21 protein-coding genes are annotated in these 24,398 nt (G+C 72.0%); 10 read left to right on the plus strand and 11 right to left on the minus strand.

Annotated features, from left to right (window positions below; translation table 11 throughout):
* Positions 1–13 precede the first annotated feature (13 nt).
* On the plus strand, positions 14–1,348 hold the full coding sequence (locus ACIG3E_RS09375) for a nicotinate phosphoribosyltransferase (RefSeq protein ID WP_399613270.1): 1,335 nt from the start codon (positions 14–16) through the stop codon (positions 1,346–1,348).
* Between the two features lie 71 nt (positions 1,349–1,419).
* Positions 1,420–2,004 (plus strand): isochorismatase family protein, encoded by a 585-nt coding sequence (locus tag ACIG3E_RS09380; RefSeq protein WP_399613273.1) that lies wholly within the window; start codon positions 1,420–1,422, stop codon positions 2,002–2,004.
* Positions 2,005–2,189: 185 nt separating this feature from the next.
* On the opposite strand, the gene ACIG3E_RS09385 is transcribed toward ACIG3E_RS09380, so the two are convergent.
* On the minus strand, positions 2,190–2,513 hold the full coding sequence (locus ACIG3E_RS09385) for a hypothetical protein (protein WP_399613275.1): 324 nt from the start codon (positions 2,511–2,513) through the stop codon (positions 2,190–2,192).
* A 135-nt stretch (positions 2,514–2,648) separates the two neighbouring features.
* Complete coding sequence (locus tag ACIG3E_RS09390; protein WP_399613278.1) at positions 2,649–5,087, minus strand: immune inhibitor A domain-containing protein; 2,439 nt, start codon at positions 5,085–5,087, stop codon at positions 2,649–2,651.
* Between the two features lie 531 nt (positions 5,088–5,618).
* Here ACIG3E_RS09390 and ACIG3E_RS09395 point away from each other — a divergent pair.
* Positions 5,619–5,936 (plus strand): hypothetical protein, encoded by a 318-nt coding sequence (locus ACIG3E_RS09395; RefSeq protein WP_399613280.1) that lies wholly within the window; start codon positions 5,619–5,621, stop codon positions 5,934–5,936.
* Between the two features lie 136 nt (positions 5,937–6,072).
* Here ACIG3E_RS09395 and ACIG3E_RS09400 read toward each other — a convergent pair whose 3' ends face one another.
* Both ACIG3E_RS09400 and ACIG3E_RS09405 read right to left on the minus strand, forming a co-directional pair.
* Positions 6,073–6,738: an RDD family protein gene (locus ACIG3E_RS09400; RefSeq protein ID WP_399613282.1), complete on the minus strand. Its 666-nt coding sequence runs from the start codon at positions 6,736–6,738 to the stop codon at positions 6,073–6,075.
* Between the two features lie 163 nt (positions 6,739–6,901).
* A complete protein-coding gene (locus ACIG3E_RS09405; protein WP_399613284.1) occupies positions 6,902–8,329 on the minus strand; it encodes an RDD family protein in 1,428 nt (475 codons plus the stop codon).
* A gap of 281 nt (positions 8,330–8,610) precedes the next feature.
* Between ACIG3E_RS09405 and ACIG3E_RS09410 the strand changes: the two genes are divergently transcribed.
* Positions 8,611–9,090: an SsgA family sporulation/cell division regulator gene (locus tag ACIG3E_RS09410; protein ID WP_399613286.1), complete on the plus strand. Its 480-nt coding sequence runs from the start codon at positions 8,611–8,613 to the stop codon at positions 9,088–9,090.
* Between the two features lie 52 nt (positions 9,091–9,142).
* Here ACIG3E_RS09410 and ACIG3E_RS09415 read toward each other — a convergent pair whose 3' ends face one another.
* The gene (locus tag ACIG3E_RS09415) at positions 9,143–10,513 is read right to left on the minus strand and encodes an FAD-binding oxidoreductase (RefSeq protein WP_399613288.1); all 1,371 of its coding nucleotides are present in this window, start codon (positions 10,511–10,513) and stop codon (positions 9,143–9,145) included.
* A 97-nt stretch (positions 10,514–10,610) separates the two neighbouring features.
* On the opposite strand from ACIG3E_RS09415, the gene ACIG3E_RS09420 reads away from it, so the two are divergent.
* A complete protein-coding gene (locus tag ACIG3E_RS09420; RefSeq protein ID WP_399613290.1) occupies positions 10,611–12,167 on the plus strand; it encodes a tetratricopeptide repeat protein in 1,557 nt (518 codons plus the stop codon).
* A gap of 217 nt (positions 12,168–12,384) precedes the next feature.
* Here ACIG3E_RS09420 and hppD read toward each other — a convergent pair whose 3' ends face one another.
* Positions 12,385–13,530 carry a 4-hydroxyphenylpyruvate dioxygenase gene (gene hppD / locus ACIG3E_RS09425; RefSeq protein ID WP_399613293.1) on the minus strand — a complete coding sequence of 382 codons (1,146 nt, stop codon included), beginning with the start codon at positions 13,528–13,530 and terminating at the stop codon, positions 12,385–12,387.
* Positions 13,531–13,651: 121 nt separating this feature from the next.
* Between hppD and ACIG3E_RS09430 the strand changes: the two genes are divergently transcribed.
* The 5 genes from ACIG3E_RS09430 to ACIG3E_RS09450 all read left to right on the plus strand — a co-directional run bounded on the left by ACIG3E_RS09430 (position 13,652) and on the right by ACIG3E_RS09450 (position 18,075).
* A complete protein-coding gene (locus ACIG3E_RS09430) occupies positions 13,652–14,119 on the plus strand; it encodes an Lrp/AsnC family transcriptional regulator (RefSeq protein ID WP_138959968.1) in 468 nt (155 codons plus the stop codon).
* 114 nt (positions 14,120–14,233) lie between these two features.
* Positions 14,234–14,881: an ABC transporter permease gene (locus ACIG3E_RS09435; protein ID WP_030680772.1), complete on the plus strand. Its 648-nt coding sequence runs from the start codon at positions 14,234–14,236 to the stop codon at positions 14,879–14,881.
* Between the two features lie 118 nt (positions 14,882–14,999).
* Complete coding sequence (locus tag ACIG3E_RS09440; RefSeq protein WP_399613532.1) at positions 15,000–16,208, plus strand: betaine/proline/choline family ABC transporter ATP-binding protein; 1,209 nt, start codon at positions 15,000–15,002, stop codon at positions 16,206–16,208.
* A 5-nt stretch (positions 16,209–16,213) separates the two neighbouring features.
* The gene (locus tag ACIG3E_RS09445) at positions 16,214–17,104 is read left to right on the plus strand and encodes an ABC transporter permease (protein WP_399613535.1); all 891 of its coding nucleotides are present in this window, start codon (positions 16,214–16,216) and stop codon (positions 17,102–17,104) included.
* Positions 17,101–18,075 (plus strand): glycine betaine ABC transporter substrate-binding protein, encoded by a 975-nt coding sequence (locus ACIG3E_RS09450; RefSeq protein WP_399613298.1) that lies wholly within the window; start codon positions 17,101–17,103, stop codon positions 18,073–18,075. The genes ACIG3E_RS09445 and ACIG3E_RS09450 overlap by 4 nt, the downstream gene beginning before the upstream one ends.
* A gap of 23 nt (positions 18,076–18,098) precedes the next feature.
* Here the strand turns inward: ACIG3E_RS09450 and ACIG3E_RS09455 are convergent, their stop codons facing one another.
* The 5 genes from ACIG3E_RS09455 to ACIG3E_RS09475 all read right to left on the minus strand — a co-directional run bounded on the left by ACIG3E_RS09455 (position 18,099) and on the right by ACIG3E_RS09475 (position 24,239).
* The gene (locus ACIG3E_RS09455; protein ID WP_399613301.1) at positions 18,099–18,908 is read right to left on the minus strand and encodes a S16 family serine protease; all 810 of its coding nucleotides are present in this window, start codon (positions 18,906–18,908) and stop codon (positions 18,099–18,101) included.
* An 87-nt stretch (positions 18,909–18,995) separates the two neighbouring features.
* Positions 18,996–19,637, minus strand: coding sequence for an IclR family transcriptional regulator (locus ACIG3E_RS09460; protein WP_030680755.1), 642 nt, complete (start codon positions 19,635–19,637; stop codon positions 18,996–18,998).
* Between the two features lie 383 nt (positions 19,638–20,020).
* Positions 20,021–21,814 (minus strand): DEAD/DEAH box helicase, encoded by a 1,794-nt coding sequence (locus tag ACIG3E_RS09465; RefSeq protein ID WP_242718581.1) that lies wholly within the window; start codon positions 21,812–21,814, stop codon positions 20,021–20,023.
* 130 nt (positions 21,815–21,944) lie between these two features.
* Positions 21,945–23,408, minus strand: a complete 1,464-nt coding sequence (locus ACIG3E_RS09470; RefSeq protein WP_399613305.1) for an MFS transporter — start codon at positions 23,406–23,408, stop codon at positions 21,945–21,947.
* A 156-nt stretch (positions 23,409–23,564) separates the two neighbouring features.
* Positions 23,565–24,239 carry a hypothetical protein gene (locus ACIG3E_RS09475; RefSeq protein WP_399613308.1) on the minus strand — a complete coding sequence of 225 codons (675 nt, stop codon included), beginning with the start codon at positions 24,237–24,239 and terminating at the stop codon, positions 23,565–23,567.
* Positions 24,240–24,398: the final 159 nt, after the last annotated feature.

Here is a 24,398-nt window from a genome sequence, read left to right on the forward strand (position 1 = left end):
TAGCATCCGTCGTATGAACTCTGGGGAGCATGACCTGGGGCTGCCGGTCGACGTGCCGTCGACCGCGCTCTTCACGGATCACTATGAGTTGACGATGTTGCAGGGCACCCTCAAGTCCGGCGCCGCGCACCGCCGCTCGGTCTTCGAGGTGTTCACGCGCCGCCTGCCCGAGGGCCGTCGCTATGGAGTGGTCGCCGGGACCGGCCGGGTCCTGGACGCCGTGGAGAACTTCCGCTTCGACGCGGACGTCCTCTCCTTCCTGCGCGAGCGCGGCGTCGTGGACGAGCCGACCCTTCAGTGGCTCGCCTCGTACCGCTTCAGCGGGGACGTGTGGGGCTACCCGGAGGGCGAGGTGTACTTCCCCGGCTCGCCGATCCTGCGGGTCGAGGGCAGCTTCGCGGAGTGCGTGCTCCTGGAGACCGTGATCCTGTCGATCCTCAACCACGACTCGGCCATCGCCGCGGCCGCCTCCAGGATGGCCTCCGCCGCGGGCGGGCGGCCGCTGATCGAGATGGGCGCGCGCCGCACCCACGAGCTGGCGGCCGTCGCCGCGTCCCGGGCGGCCTACGTCGGCGGCTTCACCACCACCTCCGACCTCGCCGCGGGCTTCCGCTACGGCATCCCGACCGTCGGCACCTCCGCGCACGCCTTCACCCTCGTCCACGACAGCGAGCGCGACGCCTTCCGCGCCCAGGTGGACTCCCTCGGCCGCGGCACGACCCTGCTCGTCGACACCTACGACGTCGGCGAGGCCGTCCGGATGGCCGTCGAGATCGCGGGCCCGGAGCTCGGCGCCGTCCGCATCGACTCCGGCGACCTCCTCCTGGTCGCGCACCGGGTGCGGCAGCAGCTGGACGAGCTCGGCGCGACGCAGACCAAGATCGTCGTCACCTCCGACCTGGACGAGTACGCCATCGCCTCGCTGGCGGCCGCGCCCGTGGACGCCTACGGCGTGGGCACCCAGCTGGTCACCGGCTCCGGGCACCCCACCTGCTCCATGGTCTACAAGCTGGTCGCCCGCGCCCGCTCCGCCGACCCCGAGGCGCCCCTCGAACCCGTCGCGAAGAAGTCGCTCGGCGCCAAGTCGTCCCTGGGCGGCCGCAAGTGGGCCGCGCGCCGCCCCGACGCCCAGGGGGTCGCCGAGGCCGAGGTCGTCGGCACCGGCCCGGTCCCGGCGGACCTGGCCGACCACCAGCTCCACGTCGAGCTGATCAAGGGCGGGGCGGTGCTCGCCCGCGAGCCCCTGGACACCGTCCGTGACCGGCACGCGGCCGCCCGGGCCGCGCTGCCGCTCTCGGCGACCCAGCTCTCGCGGGGCGAGGCCGTCATCCCCACGGAGTTCGTGTGACCGCCGCCCCCTCCCGCAACGGACGTGAAGTCTCTACGCTCGATTCATCCAGCTAACGAAGGACACCCGCCATGCGCCGCGCCCTGATTGTCGTAGACGTGCAGAACGACTTCTGCGAGGGGGGCAGCCTGGCGGTGGCGGGCGGGGCGGACGTGGCCGCCGCCATCACCGACCTCATCGGCCAGACGTCCGCCTGCTACCGCCACGTCGTGGCCACCCGTGACCACCACATCGCGCCCGGCGACCACTTCTCCGCCACGCCCGACTACGTCGACTCCTGGCCGCCGCACTGCGTGGCCGGGACCGAGGGCGTCGGCTTCCACCCGAACTTCGCGCCCGCCGTGGCCTCCGGGGCCGTCGACGCCGTCTTCTCCAAGGGGGAGCACTCGGCGGCGTACTCCGGCTTCGAGGGGGTCGACGAGAACGGGGTGCCGCTGGCGCGGTGGCTGCGGGAGCGGCAGGTGCGGGAGGTGGATGTGGTGGGGATCGCGACGGACCACTGCGTGCGGGCCACGGCGCTCGACGCGGCCCGCGAGGGCTTCCGCACCCATGTCCTGCTCGACCTCACGGCGGGCGTCGCCGAGGCCACGACGGAGCGGGCCCTGGAGGAGCTGCGCGCGGCGGGCGTCGAGCTGACGGGCAAGCCGGTGGTGTAGCCCCCTTCCCGATTCCTGGGGGCTCCGCCCCCAGACCCCCGCTCCTCAAACGCCGGAGAGGCTGAGATCTCTGCCGCGACCGGCGACAGATCCAGCCCGTCGAGGGGGTACCCCCTGCTCCTTAAGAGCTTGGGGGAGTTTGAGGACGAGGCCGAAGGCCGATGAGGGCGAGGTGCCCGGCAGGGCTACGCCGCTGCCCGCCGCAGCAGGGCCCTGATCGGGTGCCACAGTTCCTGGGTGCCCTGCATGGGGGCCGTGCGCCATATGAGGCCGTCGGGGTGGTGGAGGACCGCCGTGACCTCGTCGGGGGTGGGCGGCTCCGCGTTGCCGCGGAGGTACACCGCCCGCAGGCCGAGGTTCCGCAGCCGGGTCAGGGCCCGCGCCCGGTTCACGGCGTGCACGAGCACCCGTACCCGCGCGGCGCCGCCCGCCGGAGCGCCGGGGCTCGGCAGGGTCAGTGCCACCACCACACTGCCGTTCGGCAGCTTGCAGAAGCCTCCTGCGGCCATGCCGTGTCACACCCCCGTGAGACGTCGCGTCAATAAGGAATCCACAGGACGCACCTAAACACGAACGGCCGCCGCCCGCTAGGGGGCGACGGCCATTCGGTCAGAAATACGCCTCTGACCTGGGGTAACGCAAAATTATCGGACGGAGGGGCCCACCTGGACCGTGATCGAGGAGCCGTCCTTCGGCTGCTTCACGATCTTGATCTTGGTGTTGGTGTCAGTGACCTTGACGCTGCCCGTGGGGTTCTCCGGGTACCAGTAGGTGCCCTTGTGGTCGTCGAAGGCCGAGACCCCGGCGCGCGACTTCAGCTTGAGCGCGACGTCCGCGTTGTGGAGCGTGAAGGCGTCGGTGCGGTACTTCGAGAACGGCGCGTCGTACGGCTGGATCTTGTTCCGGAGGAGCGTGCCGTCCGTCCACTTCAGCGGCTTGGCGTGCGCGTCCACCGGCAGGATCAGACCCTTGCCGTGGTGCTTGCTGACGTTGTTGTCCTTCTGGGAGGTGTCCCACTGCCAGACCAGCAGGCCGGTCTGGTACGGGTAGTGCTCCACCCAGTCCGGACGCGTCGTGGAGAAGCCGAAGTTGTACGGACCCGCCTTGAGGGTCTTGTCGTACGACACGTACTGGCGGTTCTCGGCGAAGTAGTACTGCTCGTACTTCTTCGTGAAGGACTCGCCGATGCGCGAGAAGCCCTTCACCTTCCAGCCGTTGTCGCCGTTCTCCGCGCCGTCGGTGAACAGCTTGGCGCCGTCCGCGGTCAGCGTGATCTGGTCGGCGGTGAAGCCCTTGAGCGCGTTGCCGCCGTCCGTGGCGTAGCGGAAACGGATGTCGATCTTCTTGCCCGCGTAGGCGTCGAGCGGGTAGACGAGCTTCTGGTACTTCGTCGACGAGCCGGTGAGCGCGGGCTTGTCGCCGCCGTCACGGGTGATCTGCTTGCCGTCGGCGGTGCCGTCGACGGGCGTGAAGCTGGCGCCGCCGTCCGTCGAGACCTCGGTGTAGAGGTAGTCGTAGTTCCGCTCGATGTCCCACCAGCCGTCGAGGGACAGTTCGGCCTTCGACTTGCCGGTGAGGTCGACGGACCGGGTCAGGGTGTTCCTGAGGTCGTCGTCCTGGCCGCTCCACCACTGGCCTGCGCCCTCGGTGGGCTTCACGACCGTCGTGGTGACCGACTTCTTGGGCAGCGTGACGAACAGCGCCTGCTTGTTGCGGGTGTTGTACTCGGACACGCCCAGCTTGTGCGTGGACTTCGTCGCGGCCTTCGCCTTGGCGTAGTTGAGCCAGCCCAGCTGGAACTTGTCCCAGGAGGTCATGTCGCCGGGCAGGTCGCCGATGGCGTTCTTGGCGGTGCCGAGCCAGGAGCCCGCCGACATCAGCGACCAGAAACCGACGGAGTTCTCACCGGCCGCGCCGGGGCCCGTCGTGTCGTAGAGGTCCGGCAGGCCGAGGTCGTGGCCGTACTCGTGGGCGAAGACGCCGAGGCCGCCGTTCTCCGGCTGCATCGTGTAGTCGCCGACCCAGATGCCGGACTTGCCGATCTGGGTGCCGCCCGCCTTGTTGTTGCCGGGGCCCGTCTTGCCCGCGTCGTCGCCGTAGGCGTACCAGCGGTGCGCCCACAGGGCGTTGGGGCCCTCGGCGCCGCCGCCCGCGGACTCGTCCTCACCGGCGTGGACGATCTGGAAGTGGTCGATGTAGCCGTCGGGCTCGTTGAAGTTGCCGTCGTTGTCGAAGTCGTAGCGGTCCCACTTGTCATACTTCGCGAGGTCCGCCTTGATCTGCGCGTCCGTACGGCCCTTGGCCTTCTGGTCCTTCTCCCAGGCCGTGACGCCGTCGCGCACCGCGTCCCAGACGTTGGCGCAGTTGTTGTCGCCGCAGTAGTTCGAGCCGTAACGGGCCTCGTTGTAGTCGACCTTGACCCAGTCGGAGACCGTGCCGTCGACCGAGTAGCGCCCGGAGGAGGTCTTCTCGTAGTACGTCTTCAGCGAGTGCTTGGCCTTGCCCTTGCTGTCCTTGCCCTTGCCGAAGTACAGGTCCTGGAAGTGCTTGCGGTTGTAATCGGCTTGCCAGGCCGTGCTGTTGTCCTTCGCACGGTCCGGCTTGGCTATCTTGTTGTGCTGCGGGCCGGGCGTGCCGCCGTACTTCTTGACCGGCTGCTCGGGCCCGTCGGGGCCGTCGGGGTCGTACATGGTGGTGTCGTCCACCTTGTCCCCGAACTCCACCAGGATCGTGAAGATCTTGTCGGTCTTCTCGCGCCCCAGCTCGACGTACTTCTTGTCGTCGAGCTTGACGACGTTGGAGCCGCCGCGCTTCTTGACCTCGGCCTCGCCCGCCACGACCTGCTCCAGGGCGGCCTTGCGCTGCTGGGCCTGCTGCTTGCTGAAGGGCCCGTCCAGGTCGTGGTCGACACCCGTCTTGGCGTCCGCCGGATCGCGGCGGTCAACGGCCTGTCCGTCCTTGGCCGAGGGCGCCTTCGCGCCGTCGTCGGCGACCGCCACCCCGTACGCCGAGAACGTCGCGGTGGCCGCGGCCACCGCGACCGTGGCGGCCGCGGCGCGGAACGTCCGTCTCTTGACTCTCACTTGATGGTTTCCTCCCCCGCTCCCGCCGCGGAACCGGAGGTGTCCCGGTCAAGGAGGTCCGCGCGCGGTAAGCGCGTCATAAGTGACGACATTCGACCGGAGGGTGAAGAGAAAAGACAGACCTTGACTTGAACAGGCCAAATGCTCTATGCAGACGCGCCTGTCCACTATCCGGACGCACGCGGTGTGTGGCGGCGGCACGACCGAGCGGCATATTGCATCGTCAACCGGCGCGTGCGACCGTCCAGTTGATGGAACGCATGAATCTATGCGCCCCCCGTGCTCCGGCGCCGTGGGTAAGGTCACGCTTACCGCGTGGTCGCGTCGGGCATGGAGGCAAATAGAGCCAGACCCTGGAGAACGGCGCCAAATCAACGGCAGGCGCGGGTGCTCGGCAAGGCATCCAAGCCGACGCCAAAAAGCCCCCTTCGATTCGTATACGTTCCGCTATGCCCCACCCACAACCCCCATAGCCCCAGGATCACCCCCGCATCCGCTGTCCCGAGGACGGATCACGCCATGCCTCGCCCCATGCCTCGTCCGACCGTCGCACAGCTCTCGTATGGTTCCGCGACCGTCATCTGTTCCACCCTCGCCATGCTGCTCCTGTCCCAGGCGACGTCACCACCGGGAATCGCCGTCATAACCCTGGCGGCGCTCGGGCTCGGACTGCTCGTCGCCTTAACGGTTCCGCTGCCCAAGCAGGGGCGCGGCAAGACCACCGCCGCCCCCGCGGAGCACCAGGTCCCCGCCCAGCGCACGGTCATCGCGCCCGTGCCGACGCGGGAGCCCTCGCGGGCCAGCGCGGCCGCCGCCTCCGCCTCCGTACGGGAACCCGCCGGTCCTTGACGGTTCCGTACGGACATACGCATACAGAACCGGCGGGATCGTGAACCACCTCCACGAACCCGCCGGTTGACGAGCGCCCCGCATCGCACGGGCGCCGCTTCCACCTGCCCCGCGGCCGCCGTCCGCCGCGCGCGGCTCAGCCCGTGCTGACCACCACGGTCTTGGCCGCCTTGTCGTGCAGGCCCTGTTTGTACGGCTTGTCGAAGAAGCTCCAGCCGCCGCAGATCGCCGTCCAGATGCACGCGCAGCAGAACGCGAAGGGGATCCACAGGACCGCGGCGCGGGCGAGCGCCGACTGGAGGGTGGGCGTGGCCCCGTCGTTGAGGTTCGCCACCCGCAGATTCAGCCACTTCTTGCCCAGCGTCTGGCCGGACTTGGAGATGAAGTAACTGTCGTAGGCGATGTACAGCACAGCGGCCAGGAGCGACTGGCCGAACGACTTGCCCGCGTCCACCTTGTCGGGGTCCAGGTCGTACTCGTGCGTGCCGAACAGCCACGTGAGCGCCCAGACGACGATGCCGACGACGATCATGTCGACGATGCGGGCGAGGACGCGCTTGCCGCTGTCGGCCAAGGGGGGCATGCCCGCGAGGGGGTCGGGGGCGCCGTAGGGGTCACCGCCGTAGGGCGGGGGCGGGGGCGGGGCACCGCCGCCTGGGCCGCCGCCGCCCGGGCCGCCGCCTGGGGGCGGGGTGTCGTAGGGCGATCCGCCGCCGGGGCCCGGCGGGGGTGGCTGCTTCCTGAACGGATCGTTGTCGTCGGGGTCCGGTCCTGTGGGGTAGGGCGGCGGTTCGGTGCTCATGGGGTGAGTGCACCTCGAAGTGGAAGGCCCTGCATGTGATGGGCGGCTGTCCGGGTTACCTCCACGTCTATCGCGTCCGCGGGTCCGTCGTGGCTGGGCGCGCCCGCGCGGCGGAGCCGCATATCGGCACAGCCCCGCGCCCCTTGCAGGGCGCGCTCCCCGGTCAGGAGGCGACGAACGTCTTCGCGGCCTTGTCGTGCCAGCACTGGCGCCACGGCCGGTCGAACAGGCACCACAGCACGCCGAGCACCCCCACCACCAGGATCCCGGGCACGGCGTACACGAGCCAGCGCCGCAGGGCCGCCCCGAAGGACGGCGCCCCGTGCCCCTCGATGCCCCGCACCTGGATCCCGCACAGCTTCTTGCCGAGCGTGCGCCCCCACTTGGCCGTCGGCAGCGCCTCGTACAGGACGCCGAAGAGCAGCAGCACGGCGAGGACGATGCCGAGGTAGCCCGCGGTGGTGCCGTCGAGCAGCCAGACCGTGACCTTCTCGCCGGACAGCTTCGCCGCGTCGATCTTGCTGTCGATGTGGTCCGCGGCCCGCGCGCCGAGGGGCAGCGCGGCCCCCGCGGTGACCGCGGCGAGGACGACGGTGTCGATGAGCCGCGCCACGAGCCGCTTGCCGAGCGCGGCGGGCCGCGCCTCGGCCTGGGCCTGGGCCGCCGCCGCGAAGGGGTCCGTGGCCACCGGCTTCCACGGCACGACGGGCCCGTCGCCCTGCGGGGCCGCGGGCGGCTGGGCGAGCTGGTGCACCTGCTGCGCCCAGGAGGCGGCACCTCCGCCGGGGCCGGGGGTGACCACTCCCCCGCTCCCGGGGGCACCGGTCTGCTGCGGCACGGAAGGCGCGGAGGACGCGGAGGACGCGGTAGGCGCGGAAGGCACGGCAGGCACCGTGGGCGCGGACGGTGCGGCGGGCGCCGCGGACCCCGGTGCGGGCTTGGGGCGCAGCGCCCTGATCGCCATCGTGCCCTCGGGGCTGCCGGACGGGCCGGGCATGGCGGGGCCACCGGGCTTCACCGGTCCGGTGGGGCGGCGGAAGGTGACCGTTCCCTCGCCGGAGGGGGGCTGCGGAGGGCCCGCCTTGACGCCGGGTGCCGGGGCGGAGTCCTCGGGGCGTCCTTGCGCGGGCACGCGGTTCGCGGTGCCCTGGGCGGCGCCCGGCGCGGCCGTGTCGGGGCGGGCCGCGGGCTCGGCCGACAGCCTGGGGTCCCGCTGTCCGGGCGCGCCCCACACCACCCGCTGGTCCTGCTCGCCGCCGAGCCCGCTCTGCCGGGCGGCGTCCGCGCCCCAGGCCGACGCGGGCTCCTGATCGGCGTCGGGCCCCGGCTCCTCGGACTGGGCGACGCCCTCAGGATCCTCGTCGAAGAAGACGGGCCCCGTCTCCTCGACCTGCGGGGCGGGCGCGGGCGCCGCGGCGGCCGCCGAGCGCGGCGGGGCGGGCAGGGGCTCACCGTCGGACGGCGCCGGGCGGCTCGTACCGGGCACCCAGGCGGCGCCGTTCCAGTACCGGACGTAGCCGGGGATGGACGGATCGGGGTAGTAGCCCTCGCGGGGCCTGTCGTCGCCGGGGGCCGGGGTTGGGGCGCTCATGTCCGTCGTCCCGTATCTGCTCGGGGGTCGTGTGCGGCTCCACATCTATCAGACCGGCGCGTCCCGCCGGGGGGCTCCCGCCGCACCGCCCCCTTCCGTGCACGGTTCCTCCCCGACCTCGTACGAAGGGCTCGTACGGGGCCCGTACGAACCCCTTCGAAAGTTCGCCGAAAAACTTTCCCGAAGTCGCGTAATGCTCGGCGCCCCTCGCGCTCTGACTCTCTGCGGGCCTGTTCCGGGTCCGCGCGGAACAGAGAACAGAGAAAGGAAGCGCGAGCGATATGCACACAGTGGTGGAACGCGAGCTGGAGCTGAAACTGGTCCTCTCGCCGGAGCGCTCGATCCCCGTGCCGGCCCGGCTCAGCTACCGCACCGACGATCCGTACGCCGTCCACATCGCCTTTCACATCGGCTCCGAGAACCCCGTGAACTGGACGTTCGCCCGGGAGCTGCTCGTGGAGGGGGTGTTCCGGCCGTGCGGCCACGGCGACGTGCGGGTGTGGCCGACGAAGGTCGACGGCAAGTCCGTGGTCCTGATGGCGCTGAGCTCCCCCGACGGGGACGCGCTCCTGGAGGCCCCGGCGCCCGCCGTGTCGGCCTGGCTGGAGCGCACCCTGCGGGTGGTCCCTCCGGGCTCTGAGGCCGAGCGGCTCGGCATCGACGACGGCCTCGCCGAGCTGCTCGCTCCCACCCCCGGCCGCGCCGACGAGCTGTGGCTGCGGGACCCGTGGCCCTCTGACGAGTCCAAGGACGGTGAGTGAGCGCGAGCGTCACGGGGGAGCCCACCGCGGGGGTGGGTGAGAGCGAGGGCTCTCAGAAGAGCTTGCCCGGATTGAGGAGGTGGTGCGGGTCGAAGGCGGCCTTGACGGCGCGCTGCATCTCGACGCCGACGGGTCCGAGCTCGCGCGCCAGCCACTCCTTCTTGAGGACGCCGACGCCGTGCTCACCGGTGATGGTGCCGCCGAGTTCGAGGCCGAGGGCCATGATCTCGTCGAAGGACTCGCGGGCGCGCCGGGACTCGTCGGGGTCGGCGGCGTCGAAGCAGACGGTGGGGTGCGTGTTGCCGTCGCCCGCGTGCGCGCACACGCCGATGGTCAGGGCGTACTTGTCCGCGACGCGCTTGACGCCGTCGAGCATGTCGCCGAGCCGGGAGCGCGGCACGCACACGTCGTCGATCATCGTGGTGCCCTTGACCGCTTCGAGGGCGGTGAGCGACAGACGGCGCGCCTGGAGCAGGAGTTCGGACTCGGCCGCGTCCTCCGCCGGGACGACCTGGGTGGCGCCCGCCGCCTCGCACAGGGCGCCGACGGCGGCGAGGTCCGCGGCCGGGTCCGGGGTGTCGAAGGCGGCCAGGAGCAGGGCCTCGGTGGTCTCCGGCAGGCCCATGCGGGCGAGGGAGTTGACGGCCCGGATCGTGGTGCGGTCCATCAGTTCGAGGAGCGACGGCACGTGACCGCCCTCCATGATCCGGCACACGGCGTCGCAGGCCGCGGCCGCCGAGCCGAACTCGGCCGCGAGGACGAGCTGCCGGGGCGGCTGCGGCTTGAGCGCGAGGATCGCCCGGACGACGATGCCGAGGCTGCCTTCGGAGCCGACGAACAGGCGCGTCAGGTCGTATCCGGCGACGCCCTTGGCGGTGCGGCGGCCGGTGCGCAGCAGGCGCCCGTCGGCGAGGACGACGTCGAGGCCGAGGACGTACTCGGCCGTCACGCCGTACTTCACGCAGCACAGGCCGCCCGACCCGGTGCCGATGTTCCCGCCGATGGTGCACGTCTCCCAGCTGGAGGGGTCGGGCGGGTAGGTGAGGCCGTGGGCGGCGACCGCGCGCGAGAGGGCGGCGTTGACGACGCCCGGCTCGACGACGGCCACGCGGTCCACGGGGTTGATCTCCAGGATGCGGTCCATCTTGACGAGCGAGAGCACGACGCAGCCGTCGCTGGCGTTGGCCCCGCCGGACAGGCCCGTGCGGGCGCCCTGCGGCACGACGGGCACGCGCAGCTCGGTGGCCGTGCGCATGACGTGCTGCACCTGCTCGACGGTGCGGGGCAGGACGACCGCGGCCGGGCTGCCCGCCGCGCAGAAGCTCGCCATGTCGTGCGCGTACGAGGACGTGACGTCCGGGTCGGTGAGGACCGCGTCGGCGGGGAGGCCCGCCCGGAGGGCCTCGATGAGGGCGCTGCTCATGATCACAGCCTCGCACTCGGGGCCATCGGTGTGAACCCGTGTACGACGCTCTTCGCGTGCCACGACGCGATCTTCGTATTGACGCACAGTGAGCGCCATGGAGAGCGAGAAGACCGGCGCGTGCGAGGAGCAGGCCGCGAGCCCCGCCGAGGGCCGGGCCCCGGCGCTCGGCCCCGCCGGGTCCGTGGCCCGGCTGCTCGACGGGCTCGCCGGGGAGCGGCGGCCGCGCCGACGCGGCCCGCGGCGGATCCTCGTCGGGGCCGTGGCGGGCGCCGCCGTGCTCGGCGGCGTGCTCGTGCTGGTGCTGGTGCCCGGCTCGGGCGAGCGGGCCGCGCCGCCCGCGCCAGGGCCCGCCGGGCGGGCCCTGGCCGCCGCGGGCACCGGGGTCCCGGCCGCGCTGCCCGATCTGGCCGCGCTCATCGGCGAGCGCGAGGCCCATCTGCGGGCGCACCCCGGAGACGACCAGTCGTGGGCGGTCCTCGGCTCGGCCTACGTCGAACAGGGCGCGCGGACGGGGGACTTCACGGCCTACCCGAAGGCCGAGCACGCGCTGCGCGCCTCCCTGAAGGCGCGGCCCGAGGGGAACGTGGACGCCGTCGCCGGGCTCGCGGCCCTCGCCGCCGCCCGGCACGACTACCGGGCCGCGCGGACGTGGGGCGAGCGGGCGGCGCGGCTCGCGCCGAAGCGGTGGACGACGTATCCGGTGCTCATCGACGCCTACCGGGGCCTCGGTGACGCCAAGGGCGTGGCCCGCTCCCTGGAGACGCTCCAGAAGCTGAGGTCCGGCGCGGCCGTCAGGGCCCGGGCCGGGGCGGTCTACCGCGACCGGGGCTGGCGCGAGGACGCGGCGGCCGCGCTGAGCGACGCGGCGGCGCTCGCCGAGGGCCCCGCCGAGCGGGCCGCGGCGCTCCACCGGGTCGGGGAGCTGTCCTGGGAGCGCGGTGAGCCCGCGCAGGCCCTGCGCTACGCCGAGGCGGCGCTCGCGGCCGACCCGGGGCAGCCTCCCGTGCTCGCGGCGCAGGGGCGCGCCCTCGCCGCGCTCGGCCGCACCTCGGAGGCGCTGCGGGCGTATCGGGGCGCGCTCGCCAAGTGGCCGGAGCCGCGGTACGCCCTGGAGCTGGGCGAGTTGTACGAGTCCTTGAAGCTGATGCCCGCCGCGCGGGCGCAGTACGACCTGGTGCGGGCGCGGGTCCGGGACGCCGGGCGCGGCGGCGTGAACGACGAGCGGGTGCTCGGGCTCTTCGAGGCGGACCACGGGGATCCGGAGGCCGCGGTGCGGCGGCTGCGGGCGGAGTTCGCGCGGCACGGGAGCCCGGAGAACGCGGACGCGCTGGGGTGGGCGCTGCACCGGGCCGGGGATCCGGAGGCCGGGCTGAAGCTGGCGGAGCGGGCGATGAAGAAGGGGCCGCGCAGTGCGGTGTTCGCCTATCACCGGGGGGAGATCGAGCGGGGGCTCGGGCGGTACGGGGCCGCGCGGCGGCACCTCACGGAGGCCCTGCGGGTGAACCCGTACTTCTCCCCGCTGGGCTCCGCGGCGGCGCGCCGCGCCCTGGCGGCCCTGGGCGACCCGCCCGAGGGCGGCCCGGCGCAGGTCTACGCCCCACCGGGAGCCCCGGTGCCGAAGCTCCCCACCCCGGCCCGAGCCCAACGCTGAGCGGCACCTGGGCTGTGCCCACCCTTCCCCAAGCTCTCGGCTCCGCTCGAGCAGGGGAGACCCCGCTTGCCCTGCGGGACGATTGCCCACAGAGGACAGGGCGGTGTCCCCCCTGCGCTAGCGGCGGACAGCCGACGGGCCACGGGCGGCGCCCCGCGTCGGGGCCGGGCGGGCGGAAGCCCAGGTGCTACGGGTGGGAGGGTGGGAAAGACCCGGCTCAGAGGTTGCCGCGCTTTTCCTGTTCGCGCTCGATCGCTTCGAACAGCGCCTTGAAGTTGCCCTTGCCGAAGCCCATCGAGCCGTGTCGCTCGATCATCTCGAAGAAGACCGTCGGCCGGTCCTGGACCGGCTTGGTGAAGATCTGGAGCAGGTAGCCGTCCTCGTCGCGGTCGACCAGGATCTTCAGCTCACGCAGGGTCTCCACGGGCACCCGGGTCTCACCGGCCCACTCGCCGAGGGTGTCGTAGTAGGAGTCGGGGGTGTCGAGGAACTGCACGCCCGCCGCGCGCATGGTGCGCACCGTGGCGACGATGTCGTTCGTGGCGAGCGCGATGTGCTGGACGCCCGCGCCGCCGTAGAACTCCAGGTACTCGTCGATCTGGGACTTCTTCTTGGCGATGGCGGGCTCGTTGATCGGGAACTTCACCTTCAGGGTCCCGTCGGCCACCACCTTCGACATCAGCGCCGAGTACTCGGTCGCGATGTCGTCGCCCACGAACTCCTTCATGTTCGTGAAGCCCATGACCTTGTTGTAGAAGCCGACCCACTCGTTCATCTTGCCGAGCTCGACGTTGCCCACGCAGTGGTCGATGGCCTGGAAGGTCCGCTTGGCGGGCGGCTCGACGATCGGCGACGCGGCCACGAAGCCGGGCAGGTACGGGCCGTCGTAGCCGGTGCGCTCGACCAGGGTGTGGCGGGTCTTGCCGTACGTCGCGATGGCCGCGAGGACCACCGTGCCGTTCTCGTCCTTGACCTCGTACGGCTCGTCGATGCCGCGCGCGCCGTGCTCGACGGCGTACGCGTACGCGGCGCGGGCGTCCGGCACCTCGATGGCGAGGTCGACGACGCCGTCGCCGTGCGCGGCCACGTGCTCGGCGAGGAAGGCGCCCCGCTCGGTGGAGGGCTTGATGACGGAGGTGAAGACGAACCGCGCGGCGCCGTTCTCCAGGACGTAACTGGCGGTCTCGCGGCTGCCGTTCTCCGGTCCGGAGTAGGCCACGAGCTTCATGCCGAACGCCGTGGAGTAGTAGTGCGCGGCCTGCTTGGCGTTGCCCACGGCGAAGACGACCGCGTCCATTCCCTTGACCGGGAAGGGGTCGGCCTCGCGCGCGGTTTCGGGCGTGGTGTGTGTGGTCTGAGTCATACTCCGAGGCTCCCGCCGAACCGCAAGATGCGCAATAGTTCGCGTATTCACTGGGCAATGTGCACAGCGAACGCCGAGGAATGCCGGGCGTTCTGTACATCCTGACCACTTCGGAGGCAGCATGGCGATCGATCATCTGGACGGCAGGCTCATCGTGCTGCTCGCGCGCGAGCCGCGGATCGGCGTCCTGGAGGCGTCCCGCAGGCTCGGCGTCGCGCGCGGCACGGTGCAGGCCCGCATGGACCGGCTTCAGTCGAACGGAGTCATCCGCGGCTTCGGCCCCGAGGTGGACCCGGCGGCGCTCGGCTACCCGGTCACGGCGTTCGCGACCCTGGAGATCAAACAGGGCCAGGGCGCCGACGTGCGGGCGCACTTGGCGGGCGTGGCGGAGGTCCTCGAACTGCACACCATCACCGGGCACGGCGACATGCTGTGCCGTCTGGTGGCCCGCTCCAACGCGGATCTCCAACGTGTGATCGACCGGGTGGTGGGTTTTGATGGCATCGTCCGGGCCTCCACGGCGATCGTCATGGAGAACCCCGTTCCGCTGCGGATCATCCCGCTGGTGGAGCAGGCGTCCGGCGGCTGACGGCACGAGCGGCGTGCGGGTGGGTAGGGAGTAGGGCGATCCACCCGTACGACGCACGCGGGCGCGGGGAGACTCCCCGCGCCGTCTGGCGCACCCCGCGAGGTGAGCGGCACGGTGAACTTCTGGGACTACCTCGGCAACCGGCACCAGCAGTTGCTGATGGACGCGTACCAGCACGCCAGCGCGGTCTTCCAGTGCATGGTGGTGGCCACGGTCATCGGCGTGCTGATCGGTGTGGTCACGTACCGCAGCGAGTGGGCGGGCAACCTCGCCACGACCGCGACCTCCACGATCCTGACCATCCCGTCGCTGGCCATGATCGGTCTGCTGATCCCGGTCGTGGGCCTCGGCGTCGCGCCGACGGTGACGGCCCTGACGCTGTACGGCCTCCTGCCGATCGTGCGCAACTCCATCGTGGGCCTGCGCGGCGTCGACCCGACCCTGGTGGACGCCGCGAAGGGCATCGGGATGTCCCGGCTGCACCGGCTCGTGCGGATCGAGCTGCCGCTGGCGTGGCCGCCGATCCTGACCGGCATCCGGGTCTCCACGCAGATGCTGATGGGCATCGCCGCGATCGCCGCCTACGCCTCCGGGCCGGGGCTCGGCAACGAGATCTTCCGCGGCATCGCCTCGCTCGGCAGCAAGAACGCGCTCAACCAAGTGCTCGCGGGCACGCTCGGGATCATCGTCCTGGCGCTGCTCTTCGACGCCGCGTACGTCCTGATCGGCCGTCTGACGATTCCGAGGGGGATCCGTGTCTGAGACTCCGGAGAGGCCCGCCCCGTCCCCCGCGCCCGGCGCGGCGGGCTCCACCGCCGACCAGGCGGGCTCCACCGCCACCTCGCCCGCCTCCGGGGCCACGGCCACCACCGGGGCGACGATCGAGCTGGAGAGCCTCACCAAGCGCTACCCCGGCAGCTCCGAACCGGCCGTGGACAGCGTGAACATGGAGATCAAGGCGGGCGAGATCGTGATCTTCGTCGGCCCCTCGGGCTGCGGCAAGTCGACCACGCTGAAGATGATCAACCGCCTTATCGAGCCGACCAGCGGCCGCATCCGCATCAACGGCGAGGACGTCACCGACATCGACCCGGTGAAGCTGCGCCGCAAGGTCGGCTACGCCATCCAGTCCTCCGGCCTCTTCCCGCACATGACGGTCGCTCAGAACATCGCGCTCGTCCCGAAGATGGTGGGCTGGGGCAAGGCCAGGATCAAGGAGCGGGTGGAGGAGATGCTGGACCTGGTCGGGCTCGACCCGGCCGAGTTCCACGGCCGCTATCCGCGCCAGCTCTCCGGCGGCCAGCAGCAGCGCGTGGGCGTGGCCCGGGCGCTCGCGGCCGATCCGCCGGTGCTCCTCATGGACGAGCCGTTCGGCGCGGTCGACCCGATCACCCGCGACCACCTCCAGGACGAGCTGATCCGGCTCCAGCACGAGCTGCACAAGACGATCGTCTTCGTCACGCACGACTTCGACGAGGCCATCAAGCTGGGCGACCGCATCGCCGTGCTCCGCGAGCGCTCGCACATCGCGCAGTTCGACACCCCCGAGGCGATCCTCACCAACCCGGCCGACGACTTCGTGTCGGGCTTCGTCGGCGCGGGCGCGGCCCTGAAGCGGCTGAACCTGACGCGCGTACGGGACGTGGAGATGGCCGACGTGCCGACGGTGACGGTCGACGACCCGCTCCAGACCATCTTCGACAAGCTGCGCGCGAGCGGCACCAACGAACTGCTCCTGCTCGACAAGCGCGGCCGCCCCTACAAGTGGCTCAGGCGCGGCGACCTGATGCGCGCCAAGGGCTCCCTCGCCCGCGCGGGCACCCTCGTGCACGACACGGTCACGCGGGACGCGACGCTCCGCGACGCCCTGGAGGCGGTCCTCACCGACAACGCGGGCCGGGTCGCCGTGACCGGGCGGCGCGGCGAGTACACGGGCGTCGTCGACATGGAGACGCTGATGAACTGCGTGCACGAGATGCTGGAGGCCGACCGGCTCGACGCCCTGGAGCACCAGCACGAACTGGAGGAGCAGCGCGCCCAGTTGACGCAGAAGGAGCAGGAAGGCGACGGCGGGGAGGCGAAGGCGTGAGCCCGGTGCCCGGCAACGAGCCGCGCGTCCCCGAGCGGGGGCACGCCGCCCGGCAGGCGGCGCGCCCGCGCGGCGAGCACGAGGTCAAGGGCCTGGCCTTCCGCGACGACGGGGAGGCCGGGCAGGAGGCGCCCGCGACCCCGGTGGCGCGCGAGCCGCGCCGGGTGACCTGGCAGAAGCTGACGTTCCTGCCCGCGCTGCTCGCGGCGGTCCTGATCGCCACCTGGATCTGGTTCGAGCAGGCCGACCTGGACGAGATCTCCAAGAACGCGCTCTCCAACGGCCAGGTGGGCAAGGCCCTGCGGCAGCACGTCGAGCTGACGGCGATCTCCACCTTCTTCGTGCTGATCATCGCGATCCCGCTGGGGATCCTGCTGACCCGGCGCCGCTTCCGCAAGGGCGCCCCGGTGGCCATGGCCCTGGCGAACATGGGCCAGGCGACGCCCGCGATCGGCCTGCTCGCCCTCCTGGTGATCTGGATGGGCATCGGCGAGAAGGCGGCCCTGACGGGCATCATCATCTACGCCGTCCTGCCGGTGCTCTCCAACACGATCGCGGGCCTCAAGGCGAACGACCCCACCCTCCTCGAAGCCGCGCGGGGCATCGGCATGTCCCCGCTCGGCGTGCTCGCCCGGGTCGAACTCCCGCTGGCCGTCCCGCTGATCCTCGCGGGCGTGCGCACCGCGCTCGTCCTGAACGTGGGCACGGCGACGCTCGCGACCTTCGGCGGCGGCGGGGGCCTCGGCGTCCTGATCACCACGGGCATCACCAACCAGCGCATGCCGGTCCTGATGCTCGGCTCGATCCTGACGGTGGTCCTCGCCCTGCTGGTGGACTGGCTGGCCTCGCTCGCCGAAGTGGTCCTCAGCCCGCGCGGTCTGGAGGTGCGCTCATGAGGCTCACAGCGCGTACGAAGGCGTGGGGCGCGGTGGCCGGGGTCCTCCTGGCCGCGGGCGGCTGCGGTCTGACCAGCGGCTCGCCGATGGTGGACGACGTGAAGCCCGGCACCGTCGGCCGGGGGCAGCCCCTGAAGGGCGCCGACCTCACGGTCACCTCGAAGGAGTTCACCGAGCAGCTGATCCTCGGCGCGATCATGGGCATCGCCTTCCAGGCGGCGGGCGCGGACGTCCTGGACCGCACCGGGATCCAGGGCTCGATCGGCGCGCGGGAGGCGGTCAAGGGCGGGGACGCGGACGCCATGTACGAGTACACGGGCACCGCGTGGATCACCTACCTCGGCAACGCCAAGCCCGTCACCGACCCGCGCCAGCAGTGGGAGGTGGTCCGCGAGGCCGACGCGAAGAACGGCCTGACCTGGCTGCCGCCCGCCTCCCTCAACAACACCTACGCCCTGGCGATGAACGAGTCCAACTCCAAGAAGTACGGCACCAAGACGCTCTCCGACGTCGCCGCCCTGGCGAAGAAGGACCCCAAGGCCGTCACGGTGTGCGTGGAGGGCGAGTTCGCCAACCGCGCGGACGGTATGCCCGGCATGCAGAAGGCGTACGGGATGAAGCTCCCGGCCGGGAACATCACGCAGATGGACACCGGGATCATCTACACCCAGGCGCGGAAGGGCACCTGCACGTACGGCGAGGTCTTCACGACGGACGGCCGCATCAAGGCCATGAACCTCACACCGATGGCGGACGACCGCCACTTCTTCCCCAACTACAACGCGGCCCCCGAGATCAACAGCAAGACCCTCAGGAAGTACCCGGAGATCGCGGAGGTCCTCGCGCCCATCACGAAGAAGCTCGACAACAAGGTGGCGCAGGACCTGAACTCGAAGGTCGACGTGGACGGCGAGGATCCGCACGAGGTGGCGAAGGACTGGATGGTGGAGCAGGGGTTCGTGACGGAGTAGCCCCCGCCCCGGAGGCCCGCTTGTCAGCAGCTCGGGACCTTCTCGTCCTTCTGCAGCGCCCGCAGCGCGTCGACCGTGCCGGACAGCGTGGTGACCGGGACCAGCTGAAGCCCCTTCGGCTTCTCCGCCTCGGCGTCCGAGCACTCGGCCTTCGGTACGAGGAAGACGGTGGCGCCGTCGCGGGCGGCGGCCTGCGTCTTCAGGGAGACGCCGCCGACGGCGCCCACTGTGCCGTCCGCCTTGATCGTGCCGGTCCCGGCGATCGTGCGGCCGCCGGTCAGGTCGCCGCCGCTGCCGTTCCCGTCCAGCTTGTCGATGATGCCGAGCGCGAGGAAGAGCCCGGCGCTCGGCCCGCCGATCTTCCCCAGGTCGGCGTTGACCTTGACCTTGTCGGTGCCGTCCACGCCGTCCGCGCGCAGATAGCGCAGCGCCGCCTTCGTGGCGTCGTCCTGCGACTCGCGCATGTCGCCGAGGTTGCGCTCCTCGACCTTCTTCTCGTCGTCGCCGTCCGGGTAGACCGAGTCCTTGGGCATCACGGCCCGGTCCGTGCGGAACCAGCCGTCGATCACGTCGCCGAGCCGCACGGTCATCCGCGGCCCCGTCGCCACGATCGTCGTCATCCGCAGCTGGCCCTCGGTCTTCCGCGTGGGCATCCCCGTCACGGTGAGCACGGGCTTGCCCTCGTACTCCCCCAGCACGTTCGCGGTGCCGCCGGGCTGCGCCACCGCGAACGGGAGGGGCGCGAGCCCAGCAACGGCCAGGAGGGCGACGACCGGCGCGGCAGCCAGGGCGAGGACTTTGGGGCGGCTCAAACGAGCGAGGCGGGACAGCACAGCCTCAAATGTAATGGCTCAGCCGCGGCGCGGGGGATCGCGGCCTGCGGCCTGCTCGTCCTCAATCGCCGGACGGGCTAGATCTCCTCAGCGCAGGGCCTCCGCGACCTCTCGGGCGGCGTCCACCACCCGCGGCCCCACCCGCTCGGGCACCGAGTCCGCGAGCATGACCACGCCCACGCTGCCCTCCAGGCCGGTCACGCCGACCAGGGGGGCGGCGGCGCCGCTGGCCCCGGCCTCCAGTTCGCCGTGGGTGAGCGCGTACCCGGGGTCGGTGATGTGCCCCTGCCGGGCGGCGAGGATGGCCTTGCCCGCGGCGCCCCGGTCCAGGGGGTGGCGGAACCCGGTCCGGTACGCCACGTGGTAGTCGGTCCACGTCGGCTCGACCACGGCGACGGCGAGCGCCTCCGTGCCGTCGACCAGGGTCAGGTGGGCCGTGGCCCCTATGTCCTCGGCGAGGGAGCGCAGGGCGGGAAGGGCGGCCTCGCGCACCAGCGGGTGCACCTGGCGGCCGAGCCGCAGGACCCCGAGGCCCACCCGGGCCCGGCCGCCCAAGTCGCGTCGTACGAGGGCGTGTTGCTCAAGGGTGGCGAGGAGCCGGTACACGACGGTCCGGTTGACGCCGAGCTTGTTGGACAGCTCGGTGACGGTCAGGCCGTGGTCGGTGTCGGCGAGCAGCTTGAGGACGCGCAGTCCTCGGTCGAGCGTCTGAGATGTCTCCGCGGTCACGACGCCCACTCCTTAGTCGTGAGGGTCGACGGCCCCCTCTGCGGCGGGCACCGGCTGCGCTCCGGGGCGGCGCTGCCACGGGGCGTTGTGTAGCGGGGACAGTAGCGAGGGCGTCCCGCTCAGCGGAAGACTCCGTCCAGAATCCGGTCAAGGGGACGGAAAGACGGTCCGGATCATCCTGATACGCACCCCCGTATGTGTATGCGGAACGCACAATGCCTGCACGCACTGCGCACGTTTCCCGACCTTCCGGTAACGAAGGGGCTCCGCAGTAGCGCCCCTTCAGGGGCGCGGGGCTGTATCTATATGCGGCTCCGCCGCGTGGGCGCGAGCAACCCAGAACGACCCGCAGACAAGGACGGCGAACCCCACCCCAGCGCGGGCTACCGCATACGCGTAGCCCACTCCTGCACCTTGGCGATCCGCTGCCGCAGCTGCCCCGCGGTAGCCTCCGCGGACGGCGGGCCTCCGCACACCCGCCGCAGCTCGGTGTGGACCACACCGTGCGGCTTCCCGCTCTGGTGGACGTACGCCCCGACCATCGTGTTCAGCTGCTTGCGCAGTTCGAGGAGCTCCTTGTGGGAGACCACGGGCCGCCGCTCCGCGGGCAGCTCCAGGAGGTCGGCCTCCTCGGCGGGCTTCTTCTTGCTGTGGGCGATCTGGCGGGCCTGCCGCTTCTGGAGCAGGAGCTGCACCTGGTCGGGCTCCAGGAGCCCCGGGATGCCGAGGTAGTCCTGCTCCTCCTCGCTGCCGGGGTGGGCCTGCATGCCGAACTCGGCACCGTCGTAGAGCACCCGGTCGAAGACGGCCTCGGACTCCAGGGCCTCGAAGGAGAACTGCTCCTGCTCGCCGGTGTCCTCGTCCTGCTGCTTGTTCGCCTCGTCCATCTCCTTCTCGGACTCGGCGTACGGGTCCTCGTCCTCGCCCTGCTTCTTCGGCTTGTCGAGGGCGTGGTCGCGCTCGACCTCCATCTCGTTGGCGAAGCCGAGCAGGTCGGGAACCGTGGGCAGGAAGACGGACGCGGTCTCGCCGCGCCGCCGGGAGCGCACGAAGCGGCCCACGGCCTGGGCGAAGAACAGCGGGGTCGAGATCGTCGTCGCGTACACGCCGACCGCGAGCCGGGGCACGTCGACGCCCTCGGACACCATGCGGACGGCGACCATCCAGCGGTCGTCGCTGCCGCTGAAGTCGTCGATGCGCTGCGAGGCCCCGGTGTCGTCGGAGAGCACGAGGGTGGCCTTCGTCCCGGTGATCTCCCGGATGAGCTTGGCGTACGCGCGCGCCGACTCCTGGTCGGAGGCGATCACCAGGGCGCCCGCGTCGGGGATGGCCTTGCGGACCTCGCTGAGGCGGCGGTCGGCGGCCCGCAGGACGTTCGGCATCCAGTCGCCGCGCGGGTCGAGGGCGGTGCGCCAGGCCTGCGAGACCGCGTCCTTGGTCATCGGCTCGCCGAGCCGGGCGGCGATCTCGTCACCGGCCTTGGTGCGCCAGCGCATGTTGCCGCTGTAGGAGAGGAAGATGACGGGCCGCACGACGCCGTCGCCGAGCGCGCTGCCGTATCCGTACGTGTAGTCGGCGGAGGACCGGCGGATGCCGTCGTTCCCCTCCTCGTACGTCACGAAGGGGATGGGGTTGGTGTCGGAGCGGAAGGGCGTGCCGGTGAGGGCCAGGCGCCGGGTCGCGGGCTCGAAGGCCTCCAGGCAGGCCTCGCCCCAGGACTTGGAGTCACCGGCGTGGTGGATCTCGTCGAGGATGACGAGGGTCTTGCGCTGCTCCGAGCGGTTGCGGTGCAGCATGGGCCGGACGCCGACGCCCGCGTACGTCACGGCGACGCCGTGGTACTCCCTGCTGAGCGGGCCCGCGCTGTACTCCGGGTCCAGCTTGATGCCTATGCGCGCCGCGGCCTCGGCCCACTGCTTCTTCAGGTGCTCGGTGGGGGCGACCACGGTGACCTGCTGCACCACGTGGTGGTGCAGCAGCCAGGACGCGAGCGTCAGCGCGAAGGTGGTCTTGCCGGCGCCGGGCGTCGCCACCGCGAGGAAGTCGCGCGGCTGCTCCTGGATGTACTTCTCCATCGCCCCCTGCTGCCAGGCGCGCAGCTTGCTGGCGGTGCCCCAGGGAGCGCGCCCCGGGAAGGCGGGCGAGAGGTGGTGGTTGGAGGCGGCGGTGGTAGTCACGGTCTCCGTTTTTGACGCTGGGGTACGTACGACAACCGGGCCACCCTACCGGTGGGATGACCGCACTCCGGGGCTGACGCTCGGGTCCGCCCCGGGGTGCGACGCGGTTCACACCCCTCCGCCGGGCGCGTCAGGCCTTCGCGGCGGGCCCCCGCAGCCGGGTGCCGAGCCACGCTCCGGCGAGGGCCACGGCCGCCATCGGCAGGAACACCGCGGTGAAGGCGCCCGGGTGCGAGCCCGCGGCCCCGGTGCCCGAGCCGTGGGCGCCGATCATGCCGCCGCCGAGCGCGGCGAAGGCGGCGCCGCCCGCGGCGAGCAGGAGGGCGTTGGACAGGCCGTCGGATATCTGGAGCGAGGCGGAGTTCGTGCCCGCGTCCACCGGGGGCGACAGGCGGAGCAGCAGCACGCTGGTCGAGGCGATGACCATGCCCATGCCGAGGCAGCCGACGCCCCAGGCGACCGCGACGGTCCACACCGGGACGGCGTCGATCAGCACGCTGGGCGCGGTGGCGATGGCCGCGGCGACGAGCACCATGCCGACGACCACCAGCTTCTCCCGGTGGGCCTCCAGGCGCGGCCGCGACTGCGCGTACGAGCCGAGGGCCCAGGTCGCGCCGCCCGCCGCGAGCGAGAGGCCCGCGAGCGTCGGCGACAGGCCGCGCTCGCTGACCAGCATCAGCGGCACGAACGACTCGGCGGCGACGAAGGACCCGGCGGCCACGCCCCGCAGCAGCACCACGGAGGGCAGCCCGCGCGCGGCCCGGTAGGTGCCGCGCGGCAGCAGGCCGAGCACGGACGGCACCAGGACGGCCGCGCCGCCCGCCGCGGGGAGCAGGGACAGCCAGCGCAGGTCCTGTCCCGCGTACTGGAGCAGGCCCGCGCCGAGCGAGATGCCGAGGGCGAGGCGGACGCGGCGGCGGTCCAGGGGCTCGGCGGGGGCGTCCGGGTCCAGCGGGCCCGAGGCGTCGCGGCGGATCGCGGGCAGCGCGAGCGCGAGGGGCGCGGCGACTAGGACCGGGACGCCGATGAACACCCACCGCCAGCCCAGGTGCTCCGTCACCGTGCCCGACACCAGGGGGCCGACCACGGACGGCACCACCCAGGCCGCCGCGAACGACGCCAGGATCGCCGGGCGCAGCCGCTCCGGATACGCCCTGCTCACCACCACGTACAGGGACACGATGACGAGGCCGCCGCCCAGGCCCTGCACGGCGCGGCCCAGGATGAACTGCCACATCGCGCCCGCCGTGCCGGACAGGAGCAGGCCCGCCGCGAACGCGGACATGCCCGTGGTCAGCGGGCCGAGCGGTCCGCGCCGGTCCCCCCACTGCCCGGCGAGGACCATCCCGAACAGGCTGGTCGTGAAGTACGCGGAGAACCCGAACGCGTACAGCGACACCCCGTCGAGCTCGCGGGCCGCCACCGGCATCGCCGTGCCGACGGCGGTCGCCTCGAAGGCGATGAGCAGCACGACGGAGACCATCCCGATGCTCAGCGCCCGATACGGCTTCGCGAGCACACCGCCCTCGGGCACCTCGGGGGGCGCGGCCTGCGCGGCGACGACATCGGTATCGCGGGAGTGGTGGGTGGTCATGCCCGTCAGCGTAGGAGCGACCACTGACACGTGACGCCTGCCTTGGGACGGGCCCCGCCTGGTCCCTTGGTCGTACGCCCCCGGCCTCTTCCACGGGGGTCGCGGGGCTGCTCTCTCGGTACCCGGAACGAGGCCCGGCGGGTCAGCCCGCCCGGCTCACAGCACCTTCGCGCTCTCCAGGACCGCGTCCGCCGTCTCCTGCTCGTCGCCCGCGCCCGGCTTCGCCATGCCCATGAGGAACACCGACCGCGCGGCATCCGCCTTGATCACCGTCAGGCGCAGCCGGGTCTCGCCGCCCTCACCGCCCTTCATCACGAGGACGACGGTGTGGGCGGGGTGCCCGCCGACCGTGGTCGCCTCGGACTCGGTCTGCTCCGCCGACCCGTCCGGGTTGAAGAACTCCGCGTTGGACCGGGCGGCGCGCTCCGTCTGCGCCTTCAGGTCCGACTCCGCGACGGCGCCCCCGCGCCCGGTGACGACCATGCCGAACCGCTCGCCGTCGCCGCCCTCCGTCTCGCCCTCCGTCCGGATCGAGCTGGTGAAGGCGTCGACGAGGTCCCCCTTGTCCCGCTTCCACCCCTCGGGAAGCCGGTACGAGACCCCGGCCTTCAGATCCGTCTCCCAGGGCCGCCCCGCCAACGGATCGTCGTCCCCGCCCCTGCTCCACCACCAGGCCCCGAGCCCGGCACCCACCAGCGCCACGACGACGACCGCGACGATCCCCCGCCGCCGCGACCGCCCCGACCGCCCCGACCGCCCCGGCTGCGGCGGCTGCGGCGGCGCGTAGGGAGGCGGAGGGGGAACCGGGGCCTGCGAGGGCGGTGTCGTCATACGCACCAGTGTCACCAACAGCCCGGAAACGGCCTTGAGTACGGGTACTCAGGGGCTACTCACGCGGCACGGCTTTTCGGACACGTTTTCCTTGTGACGCCGGGCACGGGCCGTGGTGCGGTCGTGAAGATCTTTCACGGTATCGTCACTTCTGCCGCA

It is taken from the genome of Streptomyces sp. NPDC053474 (assembly GCF_044544845.1).
In the GTDB taxonomy this organism is placed as follows: domain Bacteria; phylum Actinomycetota; class Actinomycetes; order Streptomycetales; family Streptomycetaceae; genus Streptomyces.